At 34.3% G+C, this 23748-nt stretch carries 19 protein-coding genes and 1 tRNA gene; 7 read left to right on the forward strand and 13 right to left on the reverse strand.

Annotated elements, in window-relative coordinates; all coding sequences use genetic code 11:
* Window positions 1-70 precede the first annotated feature (70 nt).
* Entirely contained in the window at window positions 71-1429 is a 1359-nt protein-coding gene (locus J2X17_RS01695; protein ID WP_310294081.1) for a sensor histidine kinase, read from the forward strand.
* Here J2X17_RS01695 and J2X17_RS01700 read toward each other — a convergent pair.
* The 3 genes from J2X17_RS01700 to J2X17_RS01710 form a co-directional block, all read right to left on the reverse strand.
* Window positions 1426-2016 carry a hypothetical protein gene (locus tag J2X17_RS01700; RefSeq protein ID WP_310294084.1) on the reverse strand — a complete coding sequence of 197 codons (591 nt, stop codon included), beginning with the start codon at window positions 2014-2016 and terminating at the stop codon, window positions 1426-1428. The genes J2X17_RS01695 and J2X17_RS01700 overlap by 4 nt on opposite strands.
* A gap of 72 nt (window positions 2017-2088) precedes the next feature.
* Window positions 2089-2175, reverse strand: a tRNA-Ser gene (locus tag J2X17_RS01705).
* 60 nt (window positions 2176-2235) lie between these two features.
* On the reverse strand, window positions 2236-3108 hold the full coding sequence (locus J2X17_RS01710; protein ID WP_310294086.1) for a LysR substrate-binding domain-containing protein: 873 nt from the start codon (window positions 3106-3108) through the stop codon (window positions 2236-2238).
* Between the two features lie 91 nt (window positions 3109-3199).
* On the opposite strand from J2X17_RS01710, the gene J2X17_RS01715 reads away from it, so the two are divergent.
* Window positions 3200-4432 carry an MFS transporter gene (locus J2X17_RS01715; RefSeq protein ID WP_310294088.1) on the forward strand — a complete coding sequence of 411 codons (1233 nt, stop codon included), beginning with the start codon at window positions 3200-3202 and terminating at the stop codon, window positions 4430-4432.
* 85 nt (window positions 4433-4517) lie between these two features.
* On the opposite strand, the gene J2X17_RS01720 is transcribed toward J2X17_RS01715, so the two are convergent.
* The 4 genes from J2X17_RS01720 to J2X17_RS01735 all read right to left on the reverse strand — a co-directional run bounded on the left by J2X17_RS01720 (window position 4518) and on the right by J2X17_RS01735 (window position 8694).
* Window positions 4518-5549, reverse strand: coding sequence for an asparaginase (locus J2X17_RS01720; protein ID WP_310294090.1), 1032 nt, complete (start codon window positions 5547-5549; stop codon window positions 4518-4520).
* A complete protein-coding gene (locus J2X17_RS01725; protein WP_310294092.1) occupies window positions 5539-6675 on the reverse strand; it encodes a 1-acyl-sn-glycerol-3-phosphate acyltransferase in 1137 nt (378 codons plus the stop codon). Before J2X17_RS01725 ends, J2X17_RS01720 begins: the two co-directional genes overlap by 11 nt.
* Window positions 6676-6738: 63 nt before the next feature.
* Window positions 6739-7518, reverse strand: coding sequence for a TatD family hydrolase (locus J2X17_RS01730; RefSeq protein WP_310294095.1), 780 nt, complete (start codon window positions 7516-7518; stop codon window positions 6739-6741).
* Window positions 7519-7734: 216 nt separating this feature from the next.
* Entirely contained in the window at window positions 7735-8694 is a 960-nt protein-coding gene (locus J2X17_RS01735; RefSeq protein WP_310294097.1) for a tetratricopeptide repeat protein, read from the reverse strand.
* Window positions 8695-8875: 181 nt separating this feature from the next.
* Between J2X17_RS01735 and J2X17_RS01740 the strand changes: the two genes are divergently transcribed.
* Window positions 8876-9313, forward strand: coding sequence for a retropepsin-like aspartic protease (locus J2X17_RS01740; protein WP_310294099.1), 438 nt, complete (start codon window positions 8876-8878; stop codon window positions 9311-9313).
* Window positions 9314-9372: 59 nt separating this feature from the next.
* Complete coding sequence (locus J2X17_RS01745) at window positions 9373-11352, forward strand: T9SS type A sorting domain-containing protein (protein WP_310294101.1); 1980 nt, start codon at window positions 9373-9375, stop codon at window positions 11350-11352.
* Window positions 11353-11507: 155 nt separating this feature from the next.
* Here the strand turns inward: J2X17_RS01745 and J2X17_RS01750 are convergent, their stop codons facing one another.
* From J2X17_RS01750 to J2X17_RS01770, 5 genes are all read right to left on the reverse strand, one after another.
* Window positions 11508-14684: an efflux RND transporter permease subunit gene (locus J2X17_RS01750; protein ID WP_310294102.1), complete on the reverse strand. Its 3177-nt coding sequence runs from the start codon at window positions 14682-14684 to the stop codon at window positions 11508-11510.
* Window positions 14685-14819: 135 nt separating this feature from the next.
* Window positions 14820-15887: an efflux RND transporter periplasmic adaptor subunit gene (locus tag J2X17_RS01755; protein ID WP_310294104.1), complete on the reverse strand. Its 1068-nt coding sequence runs from the start codon at window positions 15885-15887 to the stop codon at window positions 14820-14822.
* A 10-nt stretch (window positions 15888-15897) separates the two neighbouring features.
* Window positions 15898-17232 (reverse strand): TolC family protein, encoded by a 1335-nt coding sequence (locus tag J2X17_RS01760; RefSeq protein ID WP_310294105.1) that lies wholly within the window; start codon window positions 17230-17232, stop codon window positions 15898-15900.
* Window positions 17233-17241: 9 nt separating this feature from the next.
* The gene (locus J2X17_RS01765; RefSeq protein WP_310294107.1) at window positions 17242-17844 is read right to left on the reverse strand and encodes a TetR/AcrR family transcriptional regulator; all 603 of its coding nucleotides are present in this window, start codon (window positions 17842-17844) and stop codon (window positions 17242-17244) included.
* A 107-nt stretch (window positions 17845-17951) separates the two neighbouring features.
* Complete coding sequence (locus tag J2X17_RS01770; RefSeq protein ID WP_310294110.1) at window positions 17952-18473, reverse strand: YceI family protein; 522 nt, start codon at window positions 18471-18473, stop codon at window positions 17952-17954.
* Window positions 18474-18739: 266 nt separating this feature from the next.
* Between J2X17_RS01770 and J2X17_RS01775 the strand changes: the two genes are divergently transcribed.
* Window positions 18740-19714, forward strand: coding sequence for a polyprenyl synthetase family protein (locus J2X17_RS01775; protein WP_310294113.1), 975 nt, complete (start codon window positions 18740-18742; stop codon window positions 19712-19714).
* A 77-nt stretch (window positions 19715-19791) separates the two neighbouring features.
* Window positions 19792-20145, forward strand: coding sequence for a hypothetical protein (locus J2X17_RS01780; RefSeq protein WP_310294115.1), 354 nt, complete (start codon window positions 19792-19794; stop codon window positions 20143-20145).
* A gap of 100 nt (window positions 20146-20245) precedes the next feature.
* Here the strand turns inward: J2X17_RS01780 and J2X17_RS01785 are convergent, their stop codons facing one another.
* Window positions 20246-20797: a hypothetical protein gene (locus tag J2X17_RS01785; RefSeq protein WP_310294117.1), complete on the reverse strand. Its 552-nt coding sequence runs from the start codon at window positions 20795-20797 to the stop codon at window positions 20246-20248.
* Window positions 20798-20913: 116 nt separating this feature from the next.
* Here J2X17_RS01785 and J2X17_RS01790 point away from each other — a divergent pair, with 116 nt between their 5' ends.
* Window positions 20914-23688 carry a 2-oxoglutarate dehydrogenase E1 component gene (locus tag J2X17_RS01790; RefSeq protein ID WP_310294119.1) on the forward strand — a complete coding sequence of 925 codons (2775 nt, stop codon included), beginning with the start codon at window positions 20914-20916 and terminating at the stop codon, window positions 23686-23688.
* Window positions 23689-23748 lie beyond the last annotated feature (60 nt).

Here is a 23748-nt window from a genome sequence, read left to right on the forward strand (position 1 = left end):
CACTTTCTTATTTTCTGAAAATCAAAGTATTAAATCAAGTTGCACTATCTTTGATAATTGCCTCGCAATTATGGAACAAAAAAAAGATAGTTCAATAGCGCTAAATAAGACTTCAGATGAACATACGATACATCAAACGACTGAACTACTTTTAGCCAATAAAAAGCTCATTTTACAAATTCAAAATAATGAAAAACGTACTACTGAATTAGTTGTTGCTAATAAGGAAATTGCTTTTCAGAATAAAGAAAAAGAAAATCGTGCTTCTGAACTTGTTGTTGCCACTACCGAACTGGCTTTTCAGAATCAGGAAAAAGAAAATCGGGCTGCTGAACTCTTCCTTGCCAATACCGAACTTGCTTTTCAAAATCAGGAAAAAGAAAATCGTGCCGCCGAACTTCTGATTGCCAACACTGAACTTGCTTTTCAGAACACAGAAAAAGAAAAACGGGCTGCGGAACTTGTGGTTGCCAATGCTGAACTTGCTTTTCAGAATCGGGAAAAAGAAAATCGAGCCGCTGAACTGCTAATTGCCAATACAGAACTTATTTTTCAGAATAAGGAAAAAGAGAAACGGGCTGCCGAGCTTGTTGTTGCCAATGCTGAACTTGCTTTTCAGAATCAGGAAAAAGAAAACCGGGCCGCTGAACTGTTAATTGCAAATACAGAACTTATTTTTCAGAACACAGAAAAAGAAAAACGTGCTGCCGAATTAGTGCTTGCCAATAAAGAACTTGAAGCTTTCACTTATATTTCAAGCCATCATTTACAGGAACCTTTAAGAAAAATACAGGTTTTTTCTGATAGAATTCTGACAGAAGAACTCCAAAATTTTTCCGCAAAAGGAAAGTTTTATTTTGAACGAATTAAAGTTTCTGCTTCTCATATGCAGGCACTTATCAACGATTTACTGACGTATTCAAGAACTAATGTAACAGAAAGAAAATTTGAAAGTACAAATATTAATACCGTTATAAATACAGCGTTAGAAGATTTAAAAGAAGATTTATTGCTGCAAAACGCCATTATTGAAATATCCGGAAATTGTAAAGCCAATATTATTACCTCGCAGTTTGAACAGCTTTTTTACAACCTGATCAGCAATTCGATTAAATTTTCAAAACCTAATGAAACTCCGCACATAACAATAGAAACCTCTTATACGAAACCAAACATTGGAAACATTACTTTACCCAATGATTATTGTCACATTATAATTTCTGACAACGGAATTGGATTTGATTCTCAATTTGAGAATCGCGTTTTCGAGATGTTTCAGCAGCTTCACAGTAAAACTGATTATAAAGGAACCGGAATTGGTCTGGCCATCGTAAAAAAAATTGTAGAAAACCACAACGGAATTATCAAAGCTTCGGGGAAATTAAATGAAGGAGTAAAGTTTGATATTTATATTCCGGTAGAGCACTAAAAAGTATAACCAAGTCTTACGTGAAAATAAGGCGTATATTGATTTCTGTTTGTAGACGAATCATCAACATTTTGCGCAACTCCATTATAATAATTTGGTTTAAGAAAAACAATTCTGTATCCTAAACCGGCTCCGCCTTCATATGTAAAATGCTCTCCAACCACTCGTCTAAATCCCCAGGTAGGAACAATCGATAAATCCGCGGTTTTTGTGATATTATCATCTAAATTCAACACGAACCAATCAGGATGATAACTTGTTTTTAACGAGACATAATTTCCACTGTTTTTGGATATATTTTTCCCGTTTTGACTTCTTTTATTCAAATTATAATAAAGCTTAGGTTCTATAGTCAACACTGGTTGAAAAATAAAACCTGCTCCTTCATATTGATCTCCAACAGCGATATCATGTTCAATTCCAACCTCACTTCTTAACACAAAGTTATTTACAAGACGACTTTCATTGTTAATCCATAATCCAATAAATCCCGCTTGTGCTCCAAATATAGATTTTTCAGCTGTTGCAGTTTGAGCATGTAAATTCAAACTTATTCCAAGGATTACTAATAATAAAATTCTTTTCATTTACAATTTTTACTTTTTTAATAGACAATAAAAAAACCTGCAAAATAATTTACAGGTTTTAATTTTATTCAGCAGAGAGGATGGGATTCGAACCCACGATACAGTTACCCATATACTAGCTTTCCAGGCTAGCTCCTTCAACCACTCGGACACCTCTCTTTGTTGGTCTGCAAAGAACACAAAAAAAAACGAGTTAGAAAAACAAAATCAAAAATTACTTTACATACTTTTTCTGAATTCTTCTATAAACAATTTTACAGCCTTTTTTTGATACGCGCCTTCAATGGTAAGTATGAACGAATCTCGTTGTGTTCCAACGCCGGTAATCTGAATTGCTTTTAAATTATCCCAGCCTTGCAGGGCTTTTTCGGTTACAATTGTCGCCCAATCGCTGTCTCCAACCAATCGTAAAAGTGCATGAACTGCGTTTAATTCAATCGAAACTTTTGGTTTCATATTATTTTTCAAAAACAATTCATCTAAAAACTCTCTTGAATTAAATCCGCGAACGGGCAAAATAAGTGGAATATCTTCTATTTTCTTAAACGGAATTTTATCTAAAACCGCCAAAGGATGTGATTTTGCAACCGCCATAACCAGATTTGAAGTAAACAATGGAATTTTCTGAAAAGAACGCTTAATCTCATTATAAGAAATGACCAAAACCATGTCTAATTCATTGTCTAATAATTTTTGTTCCAAAGGTTCGGTCGTTCCATATTCTACCACAATTTTTAAATTCGGATATGTTTTTGCAAACGAATTTACAATCGGTAAAACCAAAAGTCCGAAAATGTACGTCACTCCTATTCGTAATTCGCCACCAATCATCTCGTTCAAATCATCAATTGCCTGCTTTCCATTCTGAACATTTTCTATAACCTGTCTGGCGTGAATTAAAAAAACAGAACCCGCTTCAGTAAGTTGTACTTTTTTTCCAATTCGAATAAACAAAGGCATCCCGAGTTCTTCTTCTAATTTTTTTATCTGCTGTGACAATCCGGATTGCGTTACAAAACACAACTCGGCCGCTCTTGTAAAATGCAGTACTTCAGCAGTTTTGATAAAATATTGCAATTGATAGATTTCCATATTGATAAGTTTTTCTACTCATTATCAGTAAAATTATTAATTTTTCTAATGAAATCATAATCCCGAACTTTGTAAAAAAATATTTAGGATTATGTTTAAAGCGTTAAAATCAAAAAACTTCAAATTGTTCTTTTACGGACAATCGGTTTCTGTTATCGGAACGTGGCTTCAAAAAACAGCCGTAAGTTGGATGGTTTACAGCGTTACCGGTTCTGTTTTCTTATTGGGTTTAGCTACTTTTTTAAGTATGATTCCGTCTTTATTTCTGGCGCCAATTGCCGGAAGCATTATTGGGCGTTACGACAGACACAAAAGCATGATTTTATTGCAATCTCTGGCAATGTTTCAGGCGGGAGCTTTGGCTTTGCTGATTTATCTAAAAATATACAACATCAATTATATCCTGGCTTTGAGTCTTTTTCAGGGAATCATCAATTCTTTCGACATGACCTGCAGACAAACCATGATGATTGATATTGTGAATGACAAAGAAGATTTACCAAATGCCGTTGCCCTTAACTCTACATTGAACAATTTCGCCCGAATCGCAGGTCCTGCTTTGGCGGGAATTATTCTGCATCAATATGGCGAAGACATTTGTTTTATTGGGAACTTCCTGAGTTATATTCCTGTTTTGATTTCTTTGTTGATGATGAAAATCACGCCGCATATTAAAGCAACAGATAAATTGAAAATGTGGGATGATTTTATTGAAGGCCTGGACTATGTTAAAAAAGAAACTGAAATGACAAAAATGCTTTTGATGTTAATGGTCAGCAGCTTATTTGTGATTTCTTTCAATACTTTGATGCCGGTTTTTGCGAAAGATATTTTTAGCGGAAATGCCCAAACTTTCAGCTGGTTTGAAAGTGCTGCCGGAATTGGTTCTATTGTATCAGCCATTTATCTGGCCAATCTTAAAAAATCCGACAATATGAATAAAATAATGATCGCAGCGAGCTTATTATTAGGCTTTAGCATCATTATACTTGCTTATTCAAATAGTTTGACTGTAGCGCTAATTTGCATGGCCTTGAGCGGTGTAGGGATGATGGCGCAAACCTCATCGATCAACATTTATGTGCAAACGCAAAGTACCGTAAATATGAGATCCAGAAGTATCAGTTATTATCTAATGGCTTATCAGGGAATGATTCCTGTGGGAAGTTTGATAATCGGTTACGTTTCTCACATTATCGGAACGAGAACGACGGTAGCAATTCAGGGTATAATCTGTATTATTTCGGTTATTGTTTATGTGTATTACAAAAAACAAAGTTCTGATGAAGAGTTGGAAACTTGTGCAGTGAGATATAAAAATTGATAAATTCAATAAAAAAATTCCAAATTCCAAACTTTAGAAATAATTTTCTTCGTTTTGGAATTTGGAATTTTTTTATTGGAATTTTCTATAGTGAAATCTCCCCGCGCAAGGCAGTTTCAAAAATAGTTTTGAAGTTTTCTTTTGGAATATTATGCCCCAGCAAATACATCAATTTTGTAATAGCTGCTTCTGTAGTGATGTCTTTTCCTGAGATAACGCCCAAGGATTTCAACTTTGTACTAGTTTCGTATTGTCCCATATTTACGCTTCCGCCTGAGCATTGCGTTACATTTACGATGTGCAGACCTGACTGAATGGCTTTCTGAATTAAATTCAAAAACCAATCTTCGGTTGGCGCATTTCCTGAGCCATATGTTTCAAGGACGATACCTTTTAAATCTTTTATAGCTAAAATTGAGGACAAAACAACTTCGCTCATTCCCGGAAACATTTTTATGATGGCAACGTGATTATCTAAATTTTTATGAACAATCAATTTGGCATCTTTCTTTACAGGAAGAAATAAATGTCTGTTTAATTTAAGGTGCACACCAGATTCTACCAATTCAGGATAATTGGGTGCTGTAAAGGCTTTAAAATGTTCAGCATTTACTTTTGAAGTTCGGTTACCTCGGTACAATTTATACTCAAAATACAGACAAACTTCAGTAATAACGGGTTTTCCATTTTCCTGAAGAGAAGCAATCTGAATGGCTGTGATCAGGTTTTCTTTGGCATCGGTACGCAAATCTCCAATTGGCAATTGCGAACCCGTAAACACAACAGGTTTTGCTAAATTTTCGAGCATAAAACTCAAAGCCGAAGCTGAATACGACATGGTATCTGAACCGTGAAGAACTACAAATCCGTCGTAAGCAGTGTAATTTTCCTCGATAATTGTGGCAATTTTCGTCCACATTTCGGGATTCATGTTAGAGGAATCAATTGGGTTTTCAAAAGAAACCGTTTCGATTTCGCAATCTAATTGTTTGATTTCAGGAATCTTTTGCAATAATTTTCCAAAGTTGAACGCTTTAAGTGCGCCGGTTTCAAAATCTTTACTCATACCAATAGTTCCACCGGTATAAATCAAGAGTATTTTAGCTTTAGATGACATCCTGATATTTTAATTTATTGACAACCGGATTGGCATACATGCACAAAAATCCTTGTTTGGTAACAGGATTGTCACTTCCGATACGCATTTCTAAACGACGCTCAAAAAGCGATTTTTCATTCTCTTTATACATATGAGAGAATTTATTTGTTTCGTTTAAAATATCGTAAGCAATAAAATTGGTTGGCCATAATTGATAACTTTTCAAAATCGAATCATCAATAACTTGTGCCAAAGCCTGAACTTGTTTGTTTGCGTTATCATTTTCTGCTACAATCTGATCAATTTCAGTGTCCAGAACATCTCCAACAGAAATATGTATTCTTTTTTTGGTTCCCATAATACCACTTAGAATGGTCATGAAATCCTCATTTTTTTCTTTAATGTAAACTTCGTTTTTTGCTTCGGCCATTAATTGTGGCATTTTCAAAACATCAGTCGGATCGTATTCGTAGGAGATAGAAACCGGAACGATTTTTAATTTTTTGAAATAATCCATCAAATTAGCTTCGTCAGAACCCATTCCGATCATTTTAAGAACACCCGGATTGGTTTCATCATTTCCGTCTTTTGTACGTCCTTCACGCTGCGCAATCCAAACCGAACGATTTTCGCGAAGCAATAATTGTCCCATATATTCTGAAAGCAATTTAGAACTCTGCAGCATTTCTCTTGGCGTCAATCCTCTCAAAACCAAAAAGTTTCTGTTCAGTTTTGCCAAAGTGCTCAGGAATGCTTTTTTAACCAGGTTGTCTCCAATTGCAGAAGCTGTCATGACCAACCCATGTTCGAATAGACAAACATTCAATAAAGTTGTATCTAAAAGAATATCTCTGTGATTCGAAATAAATAAGTAAGAAGTATTTTTTTCTAGTTTTTCGAATCCTGAAGTTGTAAGACCTTCAGAACTTTTCTCCAAAACCTTTTGTATTGTATTATAAATAAAGTTGCATTGAAAATCACGAATTGAATGTGTTTTTTTAAGCTGCTCTTTCCAAACCTCATCTTCAACTTCCGGAAAAGTAAAGTTCATCATGGTTTTCATCATCGGATGATTCACAACATCATGAAGCGCTTCATTTATTTCTGAATCATAAAACGGTCGAATGGCATCAAATTTCTGCATTATAAATATTTATTTAGGTGGGCAAAAGAACAAAAAAAAAATTAAAGTATTGTTAGTTGATTATTAAATACCAAAAACGTCTTTCGAGTTTTGTGTTGTAATTTCTGCAATTTCTTCTTCAGAAATATTATAAATATAAGATAATTTTGCTAAAACATTGACTAAATAACTGCTTTCATTTCGTTTTCCACGGTACGGAATCGGCGCTAAATAAGGAGAATCGGTCTCTAAAACAACATGCTTTAAATCAATTTGATTCAGGAATTGATCGATTTTTCCGTTCTTAAAAGTTACGACTCCGCCAATTCCCAACTTCATATTATAGGATATGGCTTGTAAAGCCTGTTCGTGTGTTCCGGTAAAACAATGAAAAATTCCGAACAAATCATCCGATTTTTCTTCTTCTAAAATTTCAAAAATCTCGTCAAAAGCTTCACGACAATGAATTACAATCGGCAATTTGTATTGTTTTGCCAATTGAATTTGTCTTCTAAAAGCAATTTGCTGCTCTTTTAAATGGGTTTTATCCCAGTATAAATCAATTCCGATTTCGCCAACAGCGTAAAACTTTCGTTTGGCTAATTCGGTTTCAACATGTTTAAGTTCTTCCTCGTAATTATCTTTCACGTAAGTCGGATGCAAACCCATCATCAAAAAGACATATTCCGAATAATTTTGCTCTAAATCGTACATTGATTGTGTTGCAGCGGCATCAATAGCTGGAATAAAAAAACGTGTTACTCCGACATTTATCGCTCTCTGTATCATTTCGTCACGATCCTGATCAAACTCTTCAGAATATAAATGGGTATGTGTATCGGTAATTATGGGTGTTGAATTCAATACTGTAATTTTTAAAAGGGCAAAATTACGACAATATTAAAAACTTTCCCAATTTGAATGAAATGGCACGCGGATGATACGGATTCACTTCATGAAAACGCGGATTTAGCACGGATTTTTATTTTGTCGGACTGAGCGCAAAAAAAAAAATTCGCAAAGCTTTTTATAACTCTGCGAATTTCTGTTTATTTCTTCGTGTATCTCTGTGAAACAACTCTAATCTAAAGCATCCAAAAGCTCCTGAACTTCATCGTAATCTTCATAATCCTGCGAAATCGTCTGAAGAATTGCTTTACATCCTTTGTAATCTTTCTGTTTTAATTTTATTAAAGCTAAATTCCAGATTGCTTTGTCTTTGTAATCCGGACTGCCTGCTTTTAATTCATTTAGAACATTTTCTGCTTTTTCATACTGATTGGCTTCCATCAATGTAACGCCATAAGAATATTGAACCTCCGGCGTTTTGTTTTCTTTACGAATTGCCTCAAAAAACGGAATTGCATCTTTAAATTTTCTCGTGTTAAATGCTTTTTCGGCCTGTACCAAATTTACATCAGTAGCCTTTTTTGTTGCAAAATGAACTTGCCCAGGATGGTTGTAATCATGAAAGCTCGGTTTCTGATTATAATCAAAAAAGAATAATCCGAATAAAATAATTACAGATATTGCCACCGCATAATACCAAGGACGCATCAATGCAGCTTTTGGTTTATTTGGATTGAAGTGTTTTTCTGAAATGTGATTCAGATTTTCCTTAAACGCCTCTCTTTCGGCATCGTTTTCTTTATTTTGTAAAAGATTTTGTTGATTTTCGAATTCTTCTGTTTGCCCAATTAATGCAAGTGCAGATTCATTAATAGAGATGACATCTTCGTGAATTGTAACACCTTTATTAGAAATTTTTTCAAACTCGCGAACCCATTTTCTTTTGCATAATAGAAAAAAGTAAGCTTCAAACGGGCATGTCAATTGCAATGTTTTGGTTTTCGTCTGATCGAAAAGCAATATCAAAACTTCTTTCACTATTTTTTGTGCCTCTTCTTTCCCTCCGGAATTATTCATTACAAAAAAGACGACTTTTGGTACGAATTTCTTATAAATAGACTGAATTATTTCGGAATCATTTGCTGCAATTCCTTCAATATACACTTGATCAGGATGAATTTTGTTGCCCATAAAAAAAACATTTTGTTAGCTAATTTAGAAAAAGAATCTGAAATAAATACCATTTTACAGAGTAACAATTACAAAGTCAGGCTGATATAGAGGAATTTTATTTTTTTTATCCCAATAAAATGAAAAGAATCAGGATCTGTTTTAGAAATTACTTTATTTTTGACTTTCAATCTCAATCGAAATGGAAAACCTTCATCAAGTTCTCAAGAAAAAGAAATACAAAAAAATAAAATTCAAAGTTTCTAAAACACAGCATCTTTTAATAAAAGGCCGCATCAATGGTATTTTAGGAAATTTTATTTTAGACACCGGAGCGTCAAATTCTTGTGTAGGATTTGAGAGTATCGATCGTTTTGAATTATTGGCAAAAAAATCAAAAACCAAAGCTTCCGGCGCCGGCGGAACGGGTATGAAAACCCAAATATCTGCTCACAATCTCTTACAAATCGGGAGCTGGAAAAACTCAGATTTTAGTTTAGTGATTTTTGATCTTTCACATGTAAATGAAGCTCTTGAGGCGTACAAATCAAAACCTGTTGACGGTATTATCGGAGCTGACGTTCTACTTGAAGGTAAGGCAATTATAGATTATTACAATAATTATTTATATTTGCAATAAAACATACGTTTAGGTTTTTTAGTTATATTTGGGCAGCCCATTTTAACAAATCTAATACTATGAAAAAAACTTTACTTTGTTTTCTTTTCTTATTTACTACTACTTTTTATGCTCAGGTGAGCGACATGATTGGATGTCAAACTTATCCAATTTTTGACTTAACTACCCGAAAAGCACAATTAATTGGCAATTTAAATCCTGCAGAAACTACTGTTAGTTTTCATTTGAGCGTCAATGATGCTACCAATAATGCAAATGTGATTCCAAATCCAACAGCTTATATTTCGGAGACTGCAAAAACAATTTTTGCGCGAATTGACAATAAAGGAGCCATTACTACAAATTTTTTTAATATAATTTTTCCTCCACCATTACAAGTAATATGGGCTATGCGGGTACCTGCTTGCGAAAATCAAAAAGGAGGCCTTGATATTTTAGCAACCGGAGGAACACCTCCCTATTTTTATTCTATCGACAACGGGCAAACTTACAGTACCACTGGACGTTTTGATTATCTTAATCCTGGCGTATATAATATAAGAGTGCGCGACAGCTACAACTGTATAACACAACCTGGACCAGTTGCACAAATACCAGCAGCTCCAAGTCCTTTAATTGCAATTGGGACTGTTACGGAAGGTGTTAATTGCGGAGATCGTGATTTAGTAACGCTTAAAGCATCTGGAGGGCAAGGGCCTTATTATTATTCTTTTACGGATATAAATAATTTCACGAGTGTAACAACAGCAAATAATTTGGCTGCGGGAACACGAACTTTATATGTAAAAGATCAAAATGGCTGCATCTCTAGCACAACTGTTACTGTAAATAACTTTAAGGCAACATTATCTTCAACTATAGATATTCAACCTATTTCTTGTGTCAATACTAAAGGTACTATTACCGCAAAAGGATTGGGTGGAAAATCTCCTTATCTGTACTCTTTAAATGGTCAGTCTTACCAATCAAATAATGTATTTACAAATTTAGTTCCTGGAATATATGAAGTTAAAACTAAGGACGCTTTAGGTTGTGAAGCATCATTAATCGGGGTCATAACCGATTTTATTCCTTTAAAATTAAATACTTTTACAGCAACTTCACCAACTTGTTTTGGAGAGTCAAACGGATCTATTAACGTAAGTGTTTCTGATGGAAAGGCACCATATAGCTATTCACTTAAAGGCATTTCTGGTGTTCCTATTGTAAATTCTCAACAGAGCACTATTTTTACGAATTTACTTTCCGGTACTTATACCGTTGAAGTAACTGATGCAATGGGATGTATAGTCTCATTTATGGCAGAAATTACTCAACCATCAAATTTAGTTGCTGTAATTAATGTCCAAAATAAAACTATAGAAATTACTACTACTGGCGGAACTGGCACTCATGTATATTCTTTAGACGGAGGTACTTTTCAACAAAACAATATTTTTACAAATGTAAGTTATGGAACACATGAGATATTAATTAAGGATGTAAATGGTTGCATCGTTTCAATGGTCGCCGATGTAAAACCGTCTGCGCCTTTAGTAAATGGCAAAAATATCATCACTTTAATTTACAAAATCGGTCAAACTCTTGCAGATCTTATTATTGACGGTCAAAACATTAAATGGTATCTAAATCAGAATCCATTGGCTGGAAAAACGAGTAGAACAACCGAAGCACCTTTACCCTTAACAACAGTTATTGTTGATGGAACTACTTATTACGCTTCGCAAACGATAGACGGAATCGAAAGTGTCGAACGTCTTGCTGTTACAGCAAAATCAAACGGAGCGCTTTCAACCTCAGATTTTAATTTGCCTAATTTTAAATTTTATCCAAATCCGGTAAAACATATTTTGACTCTAAATAATACGGCTCTTATTGACGAAATTGAAATATTCTCTATTTCAGGAAAATCTGTTTTATCAAAAAAATTAAACAGCAATCATTCTGAAATTGATTTATCTCAGGTTTCTTCAGGGCTTTATCTATTAAAATTAAAATCAGAAGGCAAGACAAAAACAATCAAATTTATTAAAGAATAAAGAAATTCAAATTCCAATATAAAAAATTCCAAATTCTAAATTTTAGAAGTTCCACGATTAATTTTTTTTATAAAAAAATCCCAAACTCCTTTCGGAATTTGGGATTTTTTGTATTTGAGATTCCTTTGGAATTTGGAATTTCTTTATTGAATTTTCTAGTGCGTATGTTTCGGATTGAAACCGTCTTCGCTTAATTCGGTATGCTCATAATCGGCAACCATTTCAGCTTCGTAATCGATTTTTTCTCCTTTAGAGAATTTATGAATAATTTTCTCCATGATGTTATAAATAACAGGAACCACAATCAAGGTTAGGAATAAAGAAGAAATTAATCCTCCGATAATTACCCAAGCCAATCCGTTTTTCCATTCAGCGCCAGCTCCAGACGCTAATGCAATTGGGAACATACCAAATACCATCGCAATTGTAGTCATCAAAATCGGACGTAAACGAGCGTGATTCGCCTGAATTAATGCCGTTCTGATTGATTCTCCGGCAGCTCTTCTTTGGTTGGTATAATCGACAAGCATGATCGCATTCTTACACACCAGACCAATCAACATAATGATACCTAAAATGGTAAAGATGTTTAATGAGTTATTTGTTAAAGCTAATGCCAACATCGCACCAATAAACGAAAGTGGGATAGCAAACAATACTACGAATGGGTGAACGAAACTGTCATACAAACTCACCATTACCAAGTAAACTAAAATAATAGCGGCTAATAAAGCGATTCCTAAAGTACCAAATCCTTCAGACTGATTCTCCTGATCACCTCCCCAGATATAGTTTACACCTGCTGGTTTTTTCAATTTGTCTAATTTAACCTGCCATTGTTGTACAATTGTTCCTGACGGAACCCCAACGTTTTGTCCTTTTACAGTTACCGACGCTGATTTATCTCTACGCTCTAACTGGCTAGGTCCTGAACCTTCAGTAATTGTAGCAAATTGAGATAATTTAATTTGTTGACCTGCTGCATTGATGAAAATCAAATTACTAACATCAGTAATACTTTTTCTGTCGAATGCATTATATCTGATGTTGATGTCGTATTCGTATTCACCAGCTCTGTATTTACCGTCTGTGTTTCCGCTAAAAGCAGTTTGCATGGTTAAACCAACTGTTTGTAATGTCAATCCTAAAGCGGACATTTTATCACGATCCACCTTAACGTTAATCTCCGGATTACCATCTTCAACCGTTAATTTGATCTCGGTTGTTCCAGGAATTGTACGTAATTCAGCTTCCGCCTGTTTAGCAAATGCCATAGCCGCTTCTGTTGAAGGACCAGTTACGATCAATCCTAAAGTTGCATCTTCAGCAGTACCTAAGATACCAACCGGGACCGTTTTTACTTTTGCTCCAACTAATACTTTTTCAAGTTTACGTTTAATTTTTGCAGCGTATACATTCGCATCATCCGTACGATCTTTTTGCTCGATCATTTTTACGTCAATCTCCGCTTTGTAAGCTGTAGCTTGCGATGCTCCAAAACCTTCAGAAGTTTGTCCTACTGTTGTAATCTGACTGTGAACATATTCCTGAGCTTTCAAATAAGCTTCTGCTTTTTGCGTCATGAAGTTGGTTTGTTCTAACGAAGCATCTTTTGGCATTTCGATTTGAACTAAGAACTCTCCACTATCAGAAGAAGCAAAAAACTCTCCTCCAATGAAACCTCCACCCATTAATCCTATTGTTGATCCGAAGAACAATACCAATACAACTAAGATAGTTTTAACATAGTGATCTAAACACCAAGTCAATAATTCAGAAACCCAGTTTGTAAAACGAGTTAAATAACTTTCGAAGCCAAGAATTACTCTTCCAAATAAATTCTTTCCTTCGATATGCTCTAATTTACCAAAACGAGATGATAACCATGGAATAATAGTAAATGAAGCTAAAAGTGATAGTAAAGTTGAAATAATTACGGTAACACAGAATTGTGTAATAATATTAGAAACTAAACCAGAACTCATCGCGATAGGCAAGAATACAACCACAATTACCAATGTAATCGAAGTTACAGTTCCACCAATTTCTGCAGTTCCATCGTATGATGCACGGATTCTGCTTTTACCCATTTCCATGTGCCTGTAAATATTTTCCAATACTACAATCGCATCATCCACAAGAATACCAACCACCAGAGATAATCCTAATAAACTCATTAAGTTCAGAGTATATCCCATTAAATAAATACCAATAAATGTTGCGATCAAAGATGCCGGAATAGAAACCATTACAATCAACGAGTTTCTAATACTGTGCAAGAAGAACAACATTACAAAAGCTACCAGAATTACCGCAATCAATAAATCGTGAACCACAGAGTCTGCTGCTTCAAGCGTAAAGATTGTACTGTCTTTTGCTACTTCTAGTTTTAAATGATTTTTTTCATAATCTTTTTCAAGAGTGGCAATTGTTTTTAATAACTGCTCACTTACCGCAACCGCATTTGCATCAGATTGTTTAACGATTTGTAAAACAATTGCACTTTTTTGATCTACACGAGATATTTTCTCAGCGATTTTTTGAGTATCCTGAACATCCGCAATATCGCTTAAACGAATTTGAATTCCGTTTTGAGAAGAAACTACTAAGTTTCTTAATTCTTCAACACTTCTATATTTACCCGCTAAACGAATTAATATTTTTTGATTTCTTGTCTGAATGTTTCCTGTGGGGAAATCTAAGTTTGAAGTCAAAATATTTTGTTGCACCTGAGGAATAGATAATCCGTAACCCTGCATTTTTACTGCATCAAGATTTACCTGAATCTCACGTTCTTCACCTCCAATAATATTTACCTGTGCTACACCTTGTACACGAGATAAAATAGGAGCGATTTTTTTATCAATTAAGTCATAAAACTCTGCTTCATCCATTTTTCCGTTGGCACCCAATGTCATAATTGGTAAATCACTCAGCGAGAATTTGGTTAGTGAAGGGGTCTCTGCATCATCGGGTAAATCACTAATAATCGCGTTGATTTTTCGCTGCGCATCATTTAATGAGAAATCGACTTTTGCATTTGATGTCAATGTAATCGAAACAATAGACAAACTTTCGTACGATTTCGAGTCAATTTTCTTGACATTTTCTAAGGACGCAATCGCATCCTCAATTTTCTTGGTTACGGTGTTTTCTACCTCACTTGGAGAGGCTCCAGGATAAATTGTAGAAATTGTAATAACGTTTTGCTCAAATTTAGGGATCAGCTCATAACCTAACTGGCTGTAACTGAACAATCCACCAAGTGTCAGAATTGTAAACAATACAATTACTAACGACGGACGTTTTATGGATATTTCGGCTAATTTCATATTTTTTTAATGCTATAGGCTTTAGGCTCTAGGCTTTAAGCTTTAAGGTTTAATTTCATATTTTGTTTACGACTTTAGACTATAAGCTATTGGCTTTTTAAAAAAGCTTATAGCTTATTGCCTATAGCTTAAAGCTTACTTAATAATTTCTACTTTATTACCGTCTTGTAAGTTAATCTGACCGGTAGTAATTACTTTTTCGCCATCAGATAATCCATTGATGATTTCAACCTGATCTCCTAAAATTCTTCCCGCAGTTACTTTTTTCAATTTTGCGACACCATTTTCAGCTACAAAAATCTCGTTGCTGCTTACACTTCCTACGAATGCATTTCTAGGTACAACCATTAAATGTTGTTTTTGTTGGTTTGAAGCAAAATTTGCAGTTCCGTACATACCTGCTTTCAGGTCGTTGTTGATGTTGTTTGCGATTTCAATTTCAACTGGAAAGTTTAAACTCTCATCTGCTTTTGCAGCAATAAAAGTTATTTTTCCAGAAAAAGTTTTATCAGGATAAACACTAGCAGTTACGTTAATAGTATTTCCAACTTTTAAACTTGCAACCTGATTTTCGTTTACTGTTACTACTAATTTTAGTTTAGAAACATTAACAATATCAAACAATGCAGTTGCAGGCATTCCGGTTAAAATAGATCCCGGCTCAATGTATTTTTTATTAATGAAACCACTAATTGGAGCTTTTACTCTTGTATCTCCAACATTAATGTTTGCCTGTGTTAAACTAGATTGCGCATTTGTCAACGCTAATTTTGCCTGATCTAATTGCTGTTTTGTAACACCACCCGTTTTGTAAGCATTTTCATATCTCGCATAATCAGATTTTGCATTTGCATATACAGCCTGTGCTTGTTGTGCATTCACATTGATTACATCTCCCCTCATTGTTAATAAAGTCTGACCTACTTTTACGTAATCACCTTCTTTTGCCAAAACGCTGATTACTTTTCCAGATTTCTCAGCTGAGAATGTCAACTGTTGAATAGGTTGGAAATTTCCGTTTGCAACGAAGTCCAATGAAACTTCCTCTGTTTTTACAGGAGAAATTTTTACTGAAACCGCAGCATTTTTTTCTGCTACAATATCTGTTTTCTCTTTATTCTCTTTCTTATTCTTATTTAAGACAAATCCAATCAGAGCCAATGCTGCAATTATGATTACGATAGTTATAATAGTTTTCTTCATTTTTATTTAGTTATTTAATAAGAGTTTTTAGTTCGCCTTTTGATTTGATTAGTGTTATCTCAGCAATTTTGTAATTTAAAACTGCTCTTGTGAAATTATTTTGAGCTTCAAGAGATTCGTTCTCAGCATCCAGTAAATCTGTTAATGAAGCTAATCCCTGAAGATAATTATTTTTTGTATCGCTTAAAATTTCTTTTGCCAAACGCATGTTTTCCCTTTGATTATTAATCGTGATAAGGTTGTTCTCAATTTGAGCCATTGCGTTTCTGTAATCCAGATCAAGTGAAAGTTTGGTGTCTTTAATATCTTCCTGAAGTGATCTGATTTCAACATCGGCTTGTCTTACTTTAGCACGAGTTCCGAAACCTGTAAAAATTGGTACGTGTAAATTCAATCCAATTGCAGAGTAGTCTGACCAATAAACGCCATCTTTTGGTTTAGCAAAAAGAGGCATTTCAGGGCCCTGACCTATATAATTATAACCAGCAACTAAGTTTAATGTTGGATAATAAAGTGCTTCCGTAGCTTTTTTATTAAATACTAAAAGCTCTTCTTGTTTTTTCAAAAGCAAATATTCCGTTCTGTTTTCAACATTAGGAACTTCTGTTAATGCAGCCGGAACCACTTCAAATTCTTCTTTTGGAATTACGATTTGTGCTTCAATAGGCATTCCCATATAAAACTTCAACGCATTTTCCTGTAAAGTAATCTGATTTTTAATTTGTTGACGCTCTGTATCAATGTTTGACATTTTTACGATAATACGGTCTAAATCAATTTTTTTAGCCAATCCGTTGTCAAATTGTCCTTGAACTATATTGCGAACTTTAGTCGTATTAACGTAATTACTATCTAATAAAATTAATCTTTCGCGTTGTACATAAACACCGTAGTAATTATTTGCAACTCTTTCTATTACTTGCTCTTCTGTCAACTGATCATTAATTTGATAAAATTCACGAGTAGATTTTGCAGCTCGTAATCCTGTAAAAACAGATTGATCAAACAAAGCCTGACTTAAAGAAATCCCGGCTCCTGAAGTCCAGTTTTGGCCAAAAGTCGCCTGAATGGTAGTTCCTGGCTGACCAAAAGAACCTCCATCAATAACATTAGTTTGCAAAATTGGATTATAAGTTAAACTTGCATTACCTGAAATTTGCGGTAATGCTCTGGAGCGAATTTCCTGAATTTGATATTCACTATTTTCAACCTGTAATTTAGATTTCTTAGCATCCGCTTTGTTTTGAAGCGCATAGTTAAGAGCATCTTTTAAGGTTAAAGTCTGGACTTGTGCGCTGGCAGTCAAACCAATTGAACACAAAAATATAAGAATTATTCGTTTCATATATATAGATTAATTAAGAGTAATTTTTTTAAGTTGTTTTTCTAATTCCAAAATTCCTTCCGGGGTCGCCATAGCTCTGGTGTGATATTCCAACGCTTCCAATTCTATTTTTTGTGCTTCTCTTTCAGAAACCGTAGTTTCATTAATATGAAAAATCAGCGTGTAATAAAATTTCACATACAAAGGAATATTCAAATCCGGTCTGTATAAATTCTCACGGATTCCTTTCAGAATATTATCTTTAAAATAATGATTGCACTGATCGATTTCATGTGTCATTACGTTTTGATATATTTCAGGATAATGCTTTTTCAACTGATAAAGAGGAGACGTATCCGTGGCATTTTTAAACATATCGCGAAACATTTCTCTGATCTCAAAATTCTCATGAATCGCATTATAATTTTTTGCCACAATGGTATCAATAACTTCATGAACTTGTTTATGCACCATCGAAGTACTCTCTTCAATCAAAACCTCTTTATTACAAAAATATTTGTAAATCGTTTTTTTCGAAATACACATTTCTCCTGCAATATCATCCATCGTAACACTTTTAAAACCGAGTCTTAAAAATAATTCACTCGCTTTTGATATAATTTTATCTTTCATTTTGATTTTAAAATTGCATTACAAATATACTTAGGAAACTAAAACCTAAAAAATAGTTTCCGTTGTATTTGTAATAATTTTACGTTAATTTTTTCATTAAGTAAGATTTATATGCTGAATTCTAAATTTGCAATAAGTTTAATATCCTTTCCTAATGCTAAACCACCATTGTAGTTGTACGCATTATAATCTAAACCGAAGTCCTGACGTTTAATATCTCCTTTGATTTCAAAAGCAACTTTTCTCTCTCCATTGTATGAGTTGATACCGATAAATTCTGCATCAAGTTCTACAACTTTAGTGACATCTTTTATGGTTAAATCACCTTTGAAAAAATTAATGTTATTATTGATTTTTTGAAATGAAGTCGATTTAAAACTGATAATCGGATGCTCATTCACATTGAATAAATCATTGAGTTGCATGTGAGAATCGATTTGCTGAAAACTGTCATTTTTATTATTAATATCCAATGAAAATTCAACCGAAGCATCTTCGATTTCATTGTCTTCAATACTAACATAACCATCAAATTTATTTGTAGTTCCTCCTAAATAGGCAATGATCGAATGTCTCATCTTAATTAAAACATCTGACTGGCTAGAATCTAAGGTCCATGTTGTTTTCATAAATATTTGGTTTTGTTAGTTCAAAAAATACCTGAATTTCTTTTGGAAACTTTTATAGTGTTCAAAGTTTCCGTTAAAGATTGCAAATATAGACAGGAAACTCTAAACACCAAAAAAGTTTCCGTGTTTTTTTAAAATATTTTTAACGCCTTTAAATTGAGTTCAATTCTGACTGATTTTAAATCTTGATTACCATTTAGATTTTTGGACGGAATAATTCATATTTGAATTGTATCTTTGAGCCTCGATAATCAGATTTTCATTTTATGCACGATATTAGTCAGTACCAGGAATTTTTCATTAATTATTTAGAAAGCCAAAGTATAAGCAAAGAGCCTAAAAATCTTTACGAACCTATCACTTATATTTTAGGTCTTGGAGGAAAAAGAATGCGTCCTGTACTAACATTAATGGCTGCCGAAGTTTTTGATGCCGATTATAAAATAGCGCTTCCGGCAGCAATGGCGGTCGAAGTTTTTCATAATTTCTCTTTAGTTCATGATGATATTATGGACGACGCGCCTTTGAGAAGAGGAAAAGTAACCGTGCATGAAAAATGGAATATCAACACCGGAATTCTTTCTGGTGACGCGATGCTAATTCTTGCGTATCAATATTTTGAACAATACGAACCAGCCGTTTTTAGGGATTTGGCGAAATTATTCAGCAAAACTGCCCTTGAAGTTTGCGAAGGACAACAATGGGATGTTGATTTTGAAGAAAGAAGCAACGTTACCATTCCTGAATACCTGAAAATGATTGAATACAAAACAGCCGTTTTAGTTGCCGCGGCCATGAAAATGGGTGCAATTGTAGCCAAAACTTCTGAAAAAGAAGCCGATTTAATTTATGATTTCGGACTTAATTTAGGATTGGCTTTTCAGTTGCAGGATGATTATTTAGATGCTTTTGGAGATCCTGAAACTTTCGGGAAACAAGTTGGCGGTGATATCATCGAAAACAAAAAAACCTATTTATATCTTAAAGCGATTGAATTTTCATCTGAAGAAAAAGCATCAGAATTACAAAAATTATTCGGATTGCAATTAGAAGATAATTCAGAAAAAATAGAAACTGCAAAAGTCATTTTTAACGAATCCGGAGCTTCAGAAGCCACACAGGAAGCGATTGAAATGTACACTTTTAAAGCTTTTGAAACTTTAGAAAAAATGAATATCAATGCCGAGAAAAAAGACATTCTAAGAACTTTCGGCGAGAATTTAATGGGACGCAAGGTTTAGTTTTCAGTCGCAATTTTCAGTTTTCAACATCAAAAAATCTACAATCATAAATCAGCAATCTAAAATCTAAAATTAAAATGTTTGTAGCACCAATCAATACCGAATCGTTGTTAGCAGAAGCTCAGGCAGCCACTTTATACCTCAACCTGATTGAACAAATCAACAAGGATTTTAATTTGGCCAATGAAGGAATTGATTTCCCTTTAAGCATTTCTCCCGAAGAATTAAAGATTCAGCTACATGAAAAAATCTACCGAATGATTCAGTACAAGTTCGCTGAATATTTGAATCTCCTTTATATTATTGATGTTTCTGAACCTGAAATTAAAAAACTCGATGGCTCCGATTTAGTGATTCTTGCTGAACAGGTTTCGTTTTTGATTTTAAAAAGAGAATGGCAGAAGGTTTGGTTTAGGAAGAATTTTAAGTAAAGGGTACAAAGGTGCAGAGTAGCAAAGGGACAGAGTTTTCCTTACTTTGCGTCAATGAGTAAAACCTTTGTTGCTTTGAACCTTTGAGCCTTTGAACCTCCTAAAAATACGCCCTCACAAAAGGCATAAATCCAGAGCCGTAAAGACTCGTGTTTGGATTATACAAGACATCATAACGTGCGCCAATTGTTACATTCCCGGTTCTGTAACCAGCACCGAGATATAAGGCTGTGTTCCAAAAATTATCAGAATAAGCAGGGAAATAATAGGTTGCTTCATAATTTGTATTGACTCTCACCTGTTCCAATTCGGCAGATAACTGAATTTGCGGAATCGGATTTACATAGGTTAAAAAACTTGCTCCATAGACGAAAGAGTCGTAATAATTTTTTTGATATAAGTAACCAAATTGCAGTCCAACCCCCAGCGACACAATCTCATTAACATTATAAATTGCACTTGGCATTACAGAAATATTGGTATATCCAGATCCAAATCCAAGTCCTAAACCACCTCCGAACTGAACTTTATCCCAAAAGTTAGGACTCTGATCTATAACATAATTTTGCTGTGCACTGGTATAATTAAAAAAAAACAGTACCATAATCACATAAAAAGGTTTGAAAACGATTGAAATTTGATTTTTATTCATAGTTGTGTCTATTTTTAACAAATTTTTACGTAAAAGTACGTAAAAAAAAGATTTAAATAAATGTGATTGTTGTACTTTTGCCATTCTATTTAACAAAAAGTATATTCACTAATATTATGGATAGGTTTTCATTTTTAAATGCAGCGCATACAGAGTTTTTCGCACAATTATATGATCAGTATTTAGTTAACCCAGATAGCGTTGAGCCAAGCTGGAGAAGTTTTTTTCAAGGTTTCGACTTTGGACAGACGACTTATAATGACGAAAATCCGGTTCAACAAATCGTTGAATATGTGACTAGCCCAAGCACAGATTACACTCAGGTTTCTGAAAAGTTACAAAAAGAATTCAACGTATTAAAATTAATTGATGGTTACCGTACGCGCGGGCATTTGTTTACAAAAACAAATCCGGTTCGTGACCGTAGAACTTCATCTCCAACCTTAGATATTGAAAATTTCGGACTAACAAGTGCTGATCTTTCAACCGTTTTTGATGCAGCTAAGACTATCGGAGTTGGACCATCTACTTTACAGGATATTGTAACTCGTCTTAAATCGATTTACTGCCAGCATATTGGAATTGAATATATGTACATCAGAAATCCTGGTGTTGTAAAATGGATCCAGGATAAATTAGCAGTTAATGTTAATCAGCCTAATTTTTCTACAGAAGAAAAGAAAACAATCTTAAATAAATTAAACGAAGCAGTTTCTTTCGAGAACTTCTTACACACTAAATATGTTGGACAAAAACGTTTTTCACTAGAAGGTGGAGAATCTATTATTCCAGCTTTAGATGCTTTGATCGAGCAAGCTGCTGAAAAAGGTGTTGAACAATTCGTAATGGGAATGGCACACCGTGGTCGTTTGAACGTTTTGGCAAACATCTTCGGAAAATCTACTCAGGATATTTTTGGTGAGTTTGACGGTAAAGATTACGATCAGGAATATTTTGATGGTGACGTAAAATACCACTTAGGTCTTACTGCTGACAAAAAAACAAGATCAGGAAAAAGTATCAACATCAATTTAGCACCAAACCCTTCGCACTTAGAAACTGTTGGAGCTGTTATTGAAGGAATCACAAGAGCAAAACAAGATAAATATTATGCTGACGATTTCTCTAAAGTATTACCTATCGCCGTTCACGGAGATGCTGCAATTGCAGGACAGGGTATCTTATACGAAATCATTCAGATGGCTCAGCTTGACGGTTACAAAACTGGAGGAACAATCCATATTGTAATTAATAATCAGGTTGGTTTTACAACCAATTATTTAGACGCTCGTTCATCAACTTATTGTACAGATGTTGCCAAAGTAACGCTTTCACCAGTATTACACGTAAATGCTGATGATGCTGAAGCTGTTGTACACGCAGTATCGTTTGCATTAGACTACAGAATGCAATTTGGACGTGACGTATTTATCGATTTATTAGGATACAGAAAATACGGTCATAACGAAGGTGATGAACCTCGTTTTACTCAACCGGTTTTATATAAAATTATCGCAAAACATAAAAACCCAAGGGATATTTATGCAGAGAAATTATTGTCTGATGGCGTAATCGATGCTTCTTATGTAAATGCTCTGGAAACAGAATACAAATCGGATTTGGAGCAGAATCTAGAAGCTTCCCGTAAAAAAGATTTGACCATTATAACTCCATTCATGAAAAATGAATGGGACGGATTTGTTCAGGTAACTGATACACAAATGCTTCAAAAAGTTGACACTACTTTTGATAAAAAAGGACTGGATTCTATTATCAATACCATCTCAACTTTACCATCTGACAAAAAATTCATCAATAAGATAACTAAAATTGTTACAGATAGAAAAACAGGATACGACAATAACACTATTGACTGGGGAACTGCTGAGGCGTTAGCTTACGGATCTCTTTTAACTGAAGGATTTGATGTTCGTATTTCTGGTCAGGACGTAGAACGTGGTACTTTCTCTCACCGTCATGCGGTAGTTAAAGTTGAAGATTCTGAAGAAGAAGTAGTTTTATTAGATGCTATCGAAAACAAAAAAGGAAAATTCGGCGTGTTCAATTCTCTATTATCTGAATATGGCGTTCTTGGTTTTGATTATGGATATGCATTGGCAAATCCAAATGCATTAACGATTTGGGAAGCACAATTTGGAGATTTCTCTAATGGAGCGCAAATTATGATTGACCAATATATTTCATGTGGTGAAGATAAATGGAACAACCAAAACGGTATTGTTTTACTATTGCCTCACGGATATGAAGGACAAGGTGCAGAACACTCTTCTGCAAGAATGGAGCGTTATTTACAACTTTGTGCAAGACAAAATATGTACGTTGCAGATTGTACAACTCCGGCCAACTTCTTCCACTTGTTGAGAAGACAAATGAAAACGAATTTCCGTAAGCCTTTGGTAGTGTTCTCTCCAAAAAGTTTATTGCGTGACCCAAGATGCGTTTCTACAGCAGATGAACTAGCAACAGGAAGTTTCCAGGAAACAATTGACGACAATACAGTAGATAAAAAAGGAGTAAAAACTTTAGTTTTTGTTACAGGTAAATTCTACTATGATATTGTTGCAGAAAGAGAAAACAACGGAAGAAATGACGTTGCAGTTGTTCGTATCGAGCAATTATTCCCTTTACCGGTTGAACAATTAAAAGCAATTATTGCACAATATCCAAATGCTGATGATTATGTTTGGGCACAAGAAGAGCCTAAAAACATGGGAGCTTACAGCTTTATGTTAATGAACTTTGATCTTGTAAAATGGAGATTAGCTTCATTAAAAGCTTACGCTGCACCAGCATCAGGAAGTTATACACGTGCAAAACGTCGCCATGCTGATGCAATTAGAATGGTTTTCGATAAAAATTTATTCAGATAAAAAAGAATGTTTCAAGTTTAAAGTTTCAAGTTTGATGACCTGAAATTTTAAACCATAAAA

Source organism: Flavobacterium aquidurense (assembly GCF_031458035.1).
Classification (GTDB): Bacteria; Bacteroidota; Bacteroidia; order Flavobacteriales; family Flavobacteriaceae; genus Flavobacterium; species Flavobacterium aquidurense_C.